Here is a 12,082-nt window from a genome sequence, read left to right on the forward strand (position 1 = left end):
ATCAAAACAAAAATTTTATTAAGAAATTTTAATACTTCTTATTGGTTTTTGTTTAGCTTCTTCGCGCTTAGGTAACTGAATCATCAAAATACCATCATTATATGTGGCATTAATTTTACTTTCGTTAATGGATTCAGGTAACGAAAATGTTCTTTTGAACGAAGAATAACCAAATTCTTTTCTAGTGTAATTCTCTTCCTTGGTTTCAGATTCTTCCTTATGCTCTGCAGATACCGATAAAATATCATTATCTAAGTCTATAACAAAATCTGACTTTTTCATTCCGGGAACCGCCATTTCAACAAAATAATCATCTTTTGTTTCTTTAATGTTCACTTTAGGCATAGACATACCAGAATTGTAATTGCTAGAAAAAACTGTTGGCACATGCTCTGTATCGAATAAATCATCAATCCAGTTAGTCCAAGTTGGAAAACTCGATTTCTTTTGGGCTCCGTGTCCATTTTTTGGAACATGCATTAGTGTACTCATAACTTCTATAATTTTTTAATTAAACATATTTTCATACTAAAGGATTGAATTACTATCACTCAACCTCGTCTATAATAGAACAAACCAAGTGCCAAAGCAAAATGGCATCACAAACTTCAAAAAACCAAGTAATATACTACAAAAATAATGTCATTTTGGCACTAAACATCATTTAACTGCTGCCTAAACGTCATTTTTTAATCGAAAATTGGCAAAATAAAGCTCTTATCCCTTTAACTAATAACACAATCAAAGCTCAATTCTCTTTGGTATTTTTTTTGCTAATCATTATGTAAAATAGAGCCATAAACATCATGACATATAAAGATTATTATACCATTTTAGGAGTAGATAAAAATGCTTCTGAAAAAGACATAAAAAAAGCATACAGGAAGCTTGCCGCTAAATACCATCCTGATAAAAATCCGGATGACGTAGCTGCTGAAGCCAAATTCAAAGAAATAAATGAGGCCAATGAAGTTTTAAGCAATCCTGATAAAAGAGAGAAATACGATACTTTAGGCGAAAACTGGCAAGCCTATGAGCATGCGGGAGAAGACTGGAAAAAATATACACAAAACCAAAACAAACAAGGGCAGTACTACTATGGTAATGCTTCTGATTTTTTTGGTGAACAAAATAAAGGCAGTGAATTTTCAAGCTTCTTTGATATGTTTTTTGGCGGTGAATCAAACGCTTTCACCAATCAACCTCATCACAATACCAAAGTTCTAGATATTCAAGCCGAGTTACCTATAACACTGGATGAAGCTTATTTTGGCAGCAAGCGCACCTTTCAATTAGATAATGAAAAAATGCGCATTAGTATAAAACCTGGCGCTTATGATGGCCAGGTACTAAAAATAAAAGGTAAGGGTCACCTTGATTTTTCTAAAAAACATAGAGGCGACTTGTATATTACCTTAAAACAAGAGCATCACCCTAAGTTTAAAAGGCTGGAAAACAATCTGGAAACTGAAGTTTCAGTAGATCTTTATACAGCCATTCTTGGTGGTAAAGTAAGAGTACAAACCCTTAACAAAGCATTGAATATAAATATTCCGGCAGGAACAGAATCTGGAAAACTTTTACGACTAAAGGAAAAGGGTATGCCTATTTACAATACTCAAAAACACGGTGATTTATTGGTAAAAATTAAGGTGGAATTACCCAAGAATTTAAATCAAGAAGAAACAGAATTATTTAAAAAATTAAAAAACATAAGGCATAAAAATGCCGTTTAAATTTATAAACATGAAAGGAAATTTTAGTAACATAGTAAATAGTGACACCCCTGTATTAGTAGATTTTTATGCCACTTGGTGTGGGCCATGCAAAGCACAAACACCAATTATTAATGATTTGGCTAAAGACATGAATAGTGCCCTTAGGGTCATTAAAATTGATATTGATAAAAACCAAAATATAGCCCAGCAATATCAGGTTCGAGGTGTTCCTACTTTAGCATTATACAAAAAAGGGAAATTGCTTTGGAGAGCTTCTGGTGTTCACAGCAAAGCTCAGCTCACAAACATTATTCAACCACATTTAAATGAATAATAGCATGAACATTATTTTATACAATAAGTCTTACACCCAACCAAGTATCCATAGCTTTTTAGATGCTTTGTACTCAAATAACATGCCTTATTTGGCTAGTGATCTTTTAGAAAAAGGTCTGCTTGTTAGCGACATTACGCAAGGCATTAAAAAGGCTCTAATGGTTATGCGCAGATTAAGCCTTGATGTTGACCAACACTTTAAACCATTTTACTCACAACACAACGATGGTTTAATGAAAGACTGCAAGTTATCTAAATTAGGATATGCTTTAGTTCTTTTAAACCTCAACGCAAACAATGCGTATATAGCCAATCTGCAACTCACCATAGCAGACTATTTTTTTAATGAGCATGATATGAGGAACTTTTAAAAGTTTCCTCATATCGTATTTAAACATACCGAGCCCCTTACTAATAAGTACTTAAAACCTAAATTACAATACACTTTTTTTTAATGACTAGAAGTCTAATTATATAAAATAATTATTAAGCCATTCAACCAGTCATTTAGGTTGATTGATATTTATTTATAAAAAAAAGAATTCTTCAACCTTAGTTAACTTGGCGATGGATTGTGGTAATGTTTCCAACTCATTTTTAATAAAACTTGCTTTTTTTAATGAGGCTAATTCTCCTAAGTCCTTAGGGAATTCTTTCAAGGTGTTTTCTAGCACCGATAAAATTTCAAGATGCTCCAAATCCACAATATCCTTAGGTAAATAAGCAAACTGGCTGATTCCCAAATTACAGTTCCTTAAGGTTCTTTAGGCTGTCAAAACCTCTGGGAAGTTCTGAAAGCTTGTTTGAAAACAGGTTAAGAATTTCCAAATTGTTTAGTTTGGAAAAACTTGTGGGCAATCGTTCTAATTTATTTTCTCCTAAAAGCAGTTCTTTGAGATTGTTCAATTGCCCTATTGATTTTGGCAATTGGATGTGGAGTTGCTGGTATCCATTTAGAACATAATTTTAAAAGACGGATAACATCTTCGTCACAACCCGCACCAATTTCTTTAATGACTTTAATAGAAGTGATGCTTCCATCTTCCATTACTCTAAATTGAACATAAACTTTGCCTTCTACCCCCTAGTCTTCTTGCCTCATTTGGTTAATTAAGGTTTTTTAAGATCGTGTTGAATCGTTATTTTATCACCTTTGATCACAGCATCAATAAAATGAATTTCCTCATATGCTACCCCATGCAATTTTGCAGGGATCCAAGCAGGGGATAAACTTAATAAAGTCTCCAATGAATTATGTAAGCTTACGGTTATCTCTCCTTCAATAATGTTTACATCACAGTCATGACAAAAGGTTTGGGCTTTGTCAATAACAAGCTTTCCTTCCTTGTTTATTTTGAAAATGAAAAGTGCTTCTTCATAACCTTTTTCGACATGTAATTCGAGTTTATTAAGCTCTTCCAATACCCAATCGACGAAAGTCAGATCACCATTAAATCTAGCAATTTCATAGATCTGGTTCTGTGTTATCATTTTACCATGATCCCATGAACTTTCCGAAATAATACCTTTTTCCTCTAACATCCCCTTCCCATGTTGTTTGTCAGCCTGCCACTCCCCATCATAATTGAACCCGTCCAATCTGGTAAATTGCCCCTGACCTTCTCTTAGGCCATTCTTCCATTCACCTTCATAGACATCTCCATTAGCATAGGACATTTTACCTTGTCCATTATATTTACCATCTTTCCATTCACCTGAATAAATTTGTCCACTAAGCCAGGTAAAACTTCCATGTCCGTTTCTTTTATCATCTTTCCATTCGCCTGTATAAACCTTACCATCAGGCCAGGTATATATTCCAAAGCCACTTTTATAGTTTTCTTGCCATTCTCCTTCATAAACATCTCCATCGGCATAAGTCTTTTTTCCTTGACCGTGTTTTTGTAAATACCTATTAACGGTACCTACATATAAACTTCCGTCATCATATTTTTTAGAAACATCGTCTAGTATTCCTGGTCGTTCGGTGGCATAATAAGAATTATTGATAGACTCTAACCACTGTTTTACATAGGAAGTAAGTTGTTCTTCATTGGCAAGTCCTGTAAATACTTTACCCGCATTATTACCACTATGTGTCATACTATTATAGACATTCAATAAATTATTAGGAGAAATACCGTGTTCATGTAAATTGTTTGAAACCTCATAGAAGCTTTCCAGGTCATTAAATTTAATAAGCCTGTAGGAAGGCAGCTTTGATCTTACCAAATGAACGGTATACTCCTTGGATTCACTGACCGGGGTGTAATGTAAGGCCTTGTATTTATATTTCAAGGTTGGGGTTTCGTAGGCCACTTTTACACGGTCTTTATAATTGTATGTCACCAAAGTAGAGGGTATAAAATACCCGGTTTTCAGGTCTCTTAACTTAATTTGAAAATCGGGTTCTCCAATTCTATCTGATGGTTGTGCATTTATGGGATGGGCTTGTAATTTATTAGTAACTAGAGCATTGTTTATATCTTGTTCGTTGAATACAATTTCATATTTCCCTACCTCAATTCTTGGGTTAGTAATCGTTTCATAAATTTCTTCTTTTATCTTTGAGTTACCAGCCAACTCTTTTATAGGAGTGCCGAACTCTAATAATTCATAAACACGCTGGTTGAAAGTCCTATTGTGGGAGCCTGTCAATAATAGGTCCTTGCCTGTACTACCACCAATTAAGTAATTTTTGTCTGTACTTTCAACAAATTTTTGCTTAACCCCTCCAATTTTTACGCTTACCTTTTGACTCAAAGTTGGTGGATTTACCCAGTTATTATTAAAAATTTTATTGGAGGTAAATAACTTGGTGTCATCCTCGTCAGCGAGAGAAAGTCTGATATATCTATTGTCAGAAAATAAAATGAGAACATTAATTTCATCATATTGATTAGGCGATTGTCCTTTTTGAGGTAATTTCTTATAGTAATAAACAGCAACGGCATTGTTAGATAAATATGTAATGTTTTCTTTTATGTTGTTTATCCTTTGTGTGTATGCATCATTGTTGTTTTTGAAGGAGGCCGAGGCATCTTCCATAGCTAATCGGCTAAATTCCTGCTTTAAAGACCATATAGCACTTACTAATTTCGATTGAAAACCATTATACATACCCAAGCTAAAAGTAAGTTTATGGGGCAGCGTATAACGCCTATTTGCAGCTTTTACTTTTTTAGTCTCGTTTCTAAATTTGTATGAAGGCAAATAATTACCAGAGGCAATGGTTGTGCTGTTTTTCCAGAAAATTTTTCTTTTTATTGACTCGATATTGGTGTCAAAATCTAAGGTCATTATTGAGCTTACCGTATGTTTAATAGGAGAGATTTCATCATGATCAAGCGAGGTTTTTACAATCTCTTGATTTACTTCTAGAATTAATGTATTCCCTTTAAAATAGGCCCGCTGAATGGTTTGATGAACTATCATATAATCATATCTTAAAGTAGAGGTGTAATATATGTCTTGATAACCAGCTGATACAGCTAGAATCCTTTTTTTTAGAGCGACTACATTGCTGCTTACAGGAAAGTTAATGTCTAGATTTTTAGAAAATGCCGTGTTAAAAATATCGTTCTGTTTATCAATTTCTTTCATTTTCTGAGAAAAGTTTTCTTTATAGCTGCGCCTGGCATTGCTTTGTTCACGTTCTTTAGCCTCTTTTTCTAGTCTTTTTCTTTCAATACCATCTAAAATAGATTTTCCAAGGGCATTAAGTGAATTTTCTAATTGTTTCGAAGAGGTTTCCATCTGGACGTCCTGTTGAACCATGTTATAAGAATCCGCTTCCGAAATCCCCGAATATCTATACGAATAGAAATTTGTTTTTTTCAAAGCTTCATGCATGGCCATTTGCACTTCGAAGTTGGAAAGTTCTAATTCATCCATATTGGTTAAGTAGATTTTGGTTTCAGCATCTTCGGCTTCTTTGGTTCTTCTTTCGATTTCTTCCCAATATTTAGCTGTTTTTTCTTTCTCAGCAATTTTGTAAGCTTCTACTTCACGTTTTACTTCTTCACTTTGCATTTTTAGTCTAGCATTATGAGCCCTCCTTTCTTCTTCGGTCATTCCACTTTCAGCGGGAACAACTGTTGGTGTCTCAGATTGAGCAATGCACAAAAATGATGTTAGGATAAAAAAACTGAAAAATAGTAGTTTAGCTTTCATGTATTTTGATTTAAGTTAATTTTTGGTTAAGCACTGTCGCTAGCAACTCTGAGTGGATTCGAAGGCCTGCCCTGAGCGAAGTTGAAGAGTAGTCGAATGCTCTCCATTAAAAAGAAAATCAGTAATCTCATAAGTAACTATGGAAACTTGTATTTCAACCTCGTTTTTTCCTGGATTATTAGCTCTTGCTTTTACAGTTGCTCTGTAACTATAAGTCCCCTGGTTGGCAGATAAACCAACATTTAGACAATCGCCTACATTCTCAATAAACTGAGTGAAAGAGATTGAAGATGATAAAGAGAGAAAAAGAATAGCAAAATAGTGTTTGCTTAGTTTGGGTAAAAAAGATTGCATTAATATTACTTTTTAATAGTTGTGGTAAATAAATTATTATGTGTTATTAGAAATTGTATATCAGTTAATTTTTATCGTATTGTTGATTATTGTTACAAATTAAAAAAAATCATATAAATTAATTAATATTGGGATAAATTAAGATTTTACTTTCAAAATAATATATATGTTTCTTCATATTTACAGAATCATAATTTTATACCGAGTAATTAGATAAAATCGACAGAAATACATATGCAAACACGCGACTATGACTGCTATATACTAATTGAAGCCCTAAAAGGTTTTAGACTGCTTAATGAAGATTTTACAGCTGTAATTCCTGCTCAAGAGACTAACGGTTACACCAATTTGTATGCAAATAGCATAGCGGTTAGTTTTTTGCATGATATGGAAGACGAGCAGTTAAACGCCATTCACTTTTTTGAAGACCACCAGAAAACCATAATCGATACCATATCAGCTCACCTTTCAAAAACCTTTAAAGACCCTAAAAAGGAGTTAGGACTTGATTGCATAAACATTTTAAACGAGCATAAAGACGGTATCTGTTATGTTGCCTACCGCTTTTTGGATGCTTCAGGAAATAAATTTTATGTTAAGCTTCACAAAAACAAAGTAATTAATAATCGTAATTTTTTTTTAAGGTTTTTAAACAAGATATACAATACTATATATTCTTAATATTACCTCTATTCTTCCTTAAACCAACTGGAGTATAAAATATAATTATCGGCTATACGATTAATTTCTCCTGAAATTAAATCTTTACTAATATCTTTAATCTTTTTTGCAGGAACTCCTGCATATATACTACCTGATTCTACTTTAGTGCCTTTGGTTAAAACCGCGCCTGCGGCAATAATACTATTAGACTCCACAACACAATCATCCATTACTATACTACCCATACCAATAAGTACATTATCGTGAATAGTACAGCCATGAACCAAGGCATTATGCCCAATGGACACGTGATTTCCAATGGTGGTTGGCGATGTTTTATACGTACAGTGAATAACGGCACCGTCTTGAACATTGACCTTATCCCCCATTTTTATAAAGTGTACATCACCGCGTAAAACCGCATTAAACCATATACTACATTGGTTTCCCATAACAACATCTCCTACAATGGTAGCATTTTCAGCAACATAACAATTGCTCGGTATTTTTGGTATTTTCCCCTTTACAGATTTTATTACTGGCATAATTTTATTTTTTATTTAAAATAAGATAACAATTCAGATTTTTTTGATGCTGAAACCATAATTTCTTTTCCACTGCTTAACAATACGTGCCCACCTTTACCCTTCACATATTTTACTACCTCACTTACATTTACCATATACGATTTATGCACACGTGCAAACCCTACACCTTTTAAGGCATCTTCAAAATATTTTAGCGTTTTACTTACTAGCTTCTTTTTACCATTTACAAGATAAATCTCTGTGTAATTATCATCCGCTTTACAATATAAAATTTCAGAAGTATTAAGAATTTCAAATCCATCTAATTGAGGAATGGTAATTTTACCAGACACTCTCTTCTTAATTTTTGAAACTAACACTTGATGATGCAATGCGGCTTCTTTTTTCCTGATTTCGGCTACATAATCAACCGCTTTTATAAGTTCATCAATGGAAATAGGCTTCATTAAATAGTAAGATGCATGGGCGTTTAAGGCTTCAATGGCGTAATTATTGTACGCTGTAACAAATATAGTTTCAAAATCAACATCTCCTACTTTTTCTAGTAAATCAAACGCATTTCCATAAGGCATTTCAACATCAAGAAACACAAGATCTACATCCTTGTTTCTAATTAAAACGAGTGCCTCATCCACATTTTCTGCTTCACCTAAAACACAAACATTAGGACAATATTTTTTCAAATAATTCTTTAAAATAGCTCTGCTGGTTTGCTCATCTTCTACAATTATAGCTTTCAAATCCATTTAATTCTTCTTTAACGTTACCTCTACTTTTGTGCCTACATCTTCATGAGTTGATAAATCTGTAATTAAAACACGTACCTTATCTTTATACATATTATTTAAAATAGACACGCGTTTTTTTATATTTCCCATGCCCCTTGAATTCTGTTTTTTCTGATGTTCTGATTTTAAAGATTTTGACTTTGCTCTCCCTATACCGTCATCAGAAATTGTAATCTGAATTTCATCTGTAGTCTTTTGCGCTATGGCTATCTTTAAAATCCCTTTTTGTTTTTTGTAACGCAACCCATGCCACACAGCATTCTCTATATAAGGTTGCAACAACATAGGCGGAATAACAAAATCATTTATAGCTATACTGTCATCAACATGTATTTGATAATCAAACTTATCTTTAAATCTAAAATGCTCTAATTGAACGTATAATTTAAGCAATTCAAGTTCATTTTCTAATGGAATAAAATCTTGCTCGCTATTCTCAAGAACAGCACGCATGAGTAAGGAAAAATCGGTTAAATATTTATTGGCAGTACGTTCATCATTCATTGCAATAAAACTATTTACAGAATTAAGCGCATTAAAAATAAAATGCGGATTCATCTGGCTTCGTAAGCTTTTTAAAGCCAATAAATTATTAGCCAAACGTTGTTGTTTAATGTATTTAAACATAAAAACACCAGCAACCAACAGCAATACAACACCTCCTATTAATGAATAAATAACGAGCTTTTGACGTTTTGTTTGCTCAACCGATAATTGATATTTACTTTGCGACAGTTCACGATCACTCTCTAAACTTAAAATTCTGTTTTGCTTATTGATGATATCTTTACTTAAGCGACTAGCTTGCGATATTTCTTGTTCTCGCTTTATATACAGTTTATCTACCAGTTCAACATAATCTTGATAGGCGGCCAACGCTTTATCAAATTGCCCGGCATCTCGGTACACTTCAGATAATTTTCTGGTAGCGTCTTTTTGAACAATTAAATCCGATTTTTTATCAGCCTCCTCTATACTTTTTTCCAAATAAGGAATAGCATTATTAAAATCACTTTGAGAGGCGTACGCCTTTCCTATTTTATAATTCTGTTTTTGAGAAGTAAGACTACTTTCGTTATCTAAAACTGCATCTTCTTCTATATCATCGAGCTCATTTAAAACTTCTTTTCTAAGTTCTATTTCACCTGAAAAATTATTGGTTTCATTTCTAAACTCAGCTACTTTGGCTTTCTCTTGAACAGCGCGCTTTTTATTTTCGGTGTTAGCCAATTGCATTGATTTTTCAAAATAAGCCTCAGCTTGTTCAACCTTACCTTCCTCTTTGTACACTTGCGCTATTTTTGAGTTTAAATCGGTAATCTTAGGTTTTACTAAATGTTTCTTTGCTTTATTTAATCCCAAATTATAGGCATTTAGCGCTTCTTTAAACTTTTTAATCTGCACGTTGATGTCTCCTATACCTTCATAGAGTTCTATATGCTGCCCAGGAGAAAGATTCCTTTTAGCAATATTATGATAGATGGTTAAACTTTCCTGATAGTTTTTATTCTGCCTGTATGCCCTGGCTAACTTAAGTTTTACCACATTTGATTCTTGACTTTGTAAACTTATGCGATAATTTGACGCTGCCAAATCATATTGTTTCCAGTAGAAATGAATATCACCTAAAACTTCATACACCTCACTATTCTCTTTTACCGATTTACTTTCGGTTAAAGCATCTCCAACAAACTGAATACTCTTTTTAGCATCCTTTTTCAAATAGACTTGCGCTGAATCTATTAAAGATTTAAAGGGTGTTTCATCAGTATATGATACTTCTTTTAATTGAGGACTTTTACTTGACTTATCGGTGTCTGGTTCAACTTCAACACGTATCCTGTCATTATTTCGTATTGTATAATAAACGGTTTCAAAATCAATATGTCTTATAATGAGCTCATCCCCTATTTTAACTTTTATTCTAAATTCACCAAAACTATCGGTGGTGGTATATCCGCCTTCACTCACTTCAATATTTACATTTGGAATAGGAGCTCTTGAATCGCTTTCAATAACAGATCCGTGTACTTCAAATCTTTCATCTTGTCTAGATAACCTATTGCCCACCTGCCCCTCTACCAACAAAGCATGGCAAAGAAAAAGAACACTTACTATATGTTTTATTACTCGCGGCATTGACTTAAAATATCATAGATAAACATACGCACTTTCATTGGTTTATTAAAATACTTAAAAGTGAAATACTACTGTTTTTACTCTAAAAATATAGCGGTTAATCATTCTTAGATAAGCTTCACGCATTGATAAGCATAATATACGCATTCCTACTTTTAAAAAAATATTGTTCGTGGTAGCTTTAAACTATTAATCAAAAAACCTAAACCTTATGAAAACGTATTCTGTATTCTTATTATTTTGCTTTGGGCTTTATGCTCCGCACATGCAAGCCAAATCAAAGGCTTCTTTTACGATTCAAAACACTGAGCCTAATGAAACTCATTTTATTAAGGTAGCTCTTCTTTTGGATACAAGCAATAGCATGGATGGATTAATTAATCAGGCCAAATCACAACTATGGGATATTGTCAACACGCTTTCATATGCTAAATGCGGCACTACAAAACCAAATTTACAAATCGCTTTATATGAATACGGCAATGATAATTTGAGTTCAAAAGAAGGCTATATTAAACAGGTGCTTCCTTTTGGTAATGATTTAGATGATATATCTGAAGCGCTTTTTTCACTTACCACAAATGGAGGTGAAGAATACTGCGGACAAGTGATTCAAACCTCCATAAAACAACTGGATTGGGGCAAAAACCCAGACGATTTAAAACTTATTTTTATTGCAGGCAATGAGCCTTTCAACCAAGGTAAAATCAGCTATAAAAATGTTGCTTTGCAAGCAAAAGAAAAACACATTACTATTAACACCATATTTTGCGGTAATTATAACCAAGGAATCTCATCACTTTGGAAAGACGGTGCCGATTTAACTCATGGTAATTACGCCGCCATAAACTCTAACAAAGCCACAGTATACATTACTTCTCCTTATGATGATGCTATTTTAATTTTAAACAAAAAACTCAACCAAACCTATGTGAGCTACGGAACAAAAGGTCGTTATAAAAAAAGTATGCAGGAAGCACAAGACCGAAATGCGAATAAATATAGTAAAACCAATGCCGTAAAACGTGCCATAAGTAAAAGTTCTCATTTGTATAAAAATGAATCGTGGGATTTAGTAGACGCTGAAGCCTTAGACGAAGTGGTTATTGAATCTATTTCTGATGATGCCTTACCTGATGAACTAAAAGGAAAATCAAAAGCAGACATTAAATCTTATATTGATGCAAAACGACAAGAACGCGAATCTATTCAACAAGAAATTCAAAAACTAAATAAAAAGCGAAACGATTACGTTTTAAAGCAACAAAAAGAAACCAACAACGGTCTTGAACATGTTATGATTCAAGCGATAAAAAATCAAGCTAAAAAAAAGAATTATATCTGGTAGTAAAAAAAGAGG

13 protein-coding genes and 1 pseudogene are annotated in these 12,082 nt (G+C 33.3%); 5 read left to right on the forward strand and 9 right to left on the reverse strand.

From position 1 onward, the window contains the following. Nucleotides 1-18 precede the first annotated feature (18 nt). Nucleotides 19-492, reverse strand: a complete 474-nt coding sequence (locus tag FGF67_RS15190; protein WP_139698612.1) for an Hsp20/alpha crystallin family protein — start codon at nt 490-492, stop codon at nt 19-21. 314 nt (nt 493-806) lie between these two features. Between FGF67_RS15190 and FGF67_RS15195 the strand changes: the two genes are divergently transcribed. The 3 genes from FGF67_RS15195 to FGF67_RS15205 are packed head-to-tail and all read left to right on the forward strand — an operon-like array spanning nt 807 to nt 2,425. Beyond that, nucleotides 807-1,736 carry a DnaJ C-terminal domain-containing protein gene (locus FGF67_RS15195; RefSeq protein ID WP_139698613.1) on the forward strand — a complete coding sequence of 310 codons (930 nt, stop codon included), beginning with the start codon at nt 807-809 and terminating at the stop codon, nt 1,734-1,736. Nucleotides 1,737-1,746: 10 nt separating this feature from the next. Beyond that, nucleotides 1,747-2,052 (forward strand): thioredoxin, encoded by a 306-nt coding sequence (gene trxA, locus FGF67_RS15200; protein WP_139698614.1) that lies wholly within the window; start codon nt 1,747-1,749, stop codon nt 2,050-2,052. Nucleotides 2,053-2,056: 4 nt separating this feature from the next. Continuing rightward, nucleotides 2,057-2,425 carry a hypothetical protein gene (locus tag FGF67_RS15205; protein WP_139698615.1) on the forward strand — a complete coding sequence of 123 codons (369 nt, stop codon included), beginning with the start codon at nt 2,057-2,059 and terminating at the stop codon, nt 2,423-2,425. Nucleotides 2,426-2,581: 156 nt separating this feature from the next. Here the strand turns inward: FGF67_RS15205 and FGF67_RS15210 are convergent, their stop codons facing one another. The 5 genes and pseudogenes from FGF67_RS15210 to FGF67_RS15230 form a co-directional block, all read right to left on the reverse strand. Then, nucleotides 2,582-2,797, reverse strand: coding sequence for a hypothetical protein (locus FGF67_RS15210; protein ID WP_139698616.1), 216 nt, complete (start codon nt 2,795-2,797; stop codon nt 2,582-2,584). 1 nt (nt 2,798) lies between these two features. Further along, the gene (locus FGF67_RS17670; RefSeq protein ID WP_158293231.1) at nt 2,799-2,981 is read right to left on the reverse strand and encodes a hypothetical protein; all 183 of its coding nucleotides are present in this window, start codon (nt 2,979-2,981) and stop codon (nt 2,799-2,801) included. Next, nucleotides 2,923-3,126, reverse strand: a pseudogene (locus FGF67_RS15220) (energy transducer TonB); the annotation flags it as partial. The pseudogene FGF67_RS15220 and the gene FGF67_RS17670, both read right to left, overlap by 59 nt. Nucleotides 3,127-3,164: 38 nt before the next feature. Then, complete coding sequence (locus tag FGF67_RS15225) at nt 3,165-6,227, reverse strand: MORN repeat-containing protein (RefSeq protein ID WP_139698618.1); 3,063 nt, start codon at nt 6,225-6,227, stop codon at nt 3,165-3,167. A gap of 39 nt (nt 6,228-6,266) precedes the next feature. After that, nucleotides 6,267-6,581, reverse strand: a complete 315-nt coding sequence (locus FGF67_RS15230) for a hypothetical protein (RefSeq protein ID WP_139698619.1) — start codon at nt 6,579-6,581, stop codon at nt 6,267-6,269. Between the two features lie 234 nt (nt 6,582-6,815). On the opposite strand from FGF67_RS15230, the gene FGF67_RS15235 reads away from it, so the two are divergent. After that, nucleotides 6,816-7,265 carry a hypothetical protein gene (locus FGF67_RS15235; RefSeq protein ID WP_139698620.1) on the forward strand — a complete coding sequence of 150 codons (450 nt, stop codon included), beginning with the start codon at nt 6,816-6,818 and terminating at the stop codon, nt 7,263-7,265. A gap of 8 nt (nt 7,266-7,273) precedes the next feature. Here FGF67_RS15235 and FGF67_RS15240 read toward each other — a convergent pair whose 3' ends face one another. Genes FGF67_RS15240 through FGF67_RS15250 form a run of 3 tightly spaced genes read right to left on the reverse strand, consistent with a single transcriptional unit; the run spans nt 7,274 to nt 10,722 of the window. Then, a complete protein-coding gene (locus FGF67_RS15240; RefSeq protein WP_139698621.1) occupies nt 7,274-7,792 on the reverse strand; it encodes a gamma carbonic anhydrase family protein in 519 nt (172 codons plus the stop codon). Between the two features lie 11 nt (nt 7,793-7,803). After that, nucleotides 7,804-8,541 (reverse strand): LytR/AlgR family response regulator transcription factor, encoded by a 738-nt coding sequence (locus FGF67_RS15245; RefSeq protein WP_139698622.1) that lies wholly within the window; start codon nt 8,539-8,541, stop codon nt 7,804-7,806. After that, nucleotides 8,542-10,722 (reverse strand): histidine kinase, encoded by a 2,181-nt coding sequence (locus FGF67_RS15250; protein ID WP_139698623.1) that lies wholly within the window; start codon nt 10,720-10,722, stop codon nt 8,542-8,544. It lies immediately after the preceding gene. 211 nt (nt 10,723-10,933) lie between these two features. Between FGF67_RS15250 and FGF67_RS15255 the strand changes: the two genes are divergently transcribed. Continuing rightward, nucleotides 10,934-12,070: a vWA domain-containing protein gene (locus FGF67_RS15255; RefSeq protein WP_139698624.1), complete on the forward strand. Its 1,137-nt coding sequence runs from the start codon at nt 10,934-10,936 to the stop codon at nt 12,068-12,070. Nucleotides 12,071-12,082: the final 12 nt, after the last annotated feature.

The sequence above is a fragment of the Allotamlana fucoidanivorans genome (assembly GCF_006265225.1).
Classification (GTDB): domain Bacteria; phylum Bacteroidota; class Bacteroidia; order Flavobacteriales; family Flavobacteriaceae; genus Allotamlana; species Allotamlana fucoidanivorans.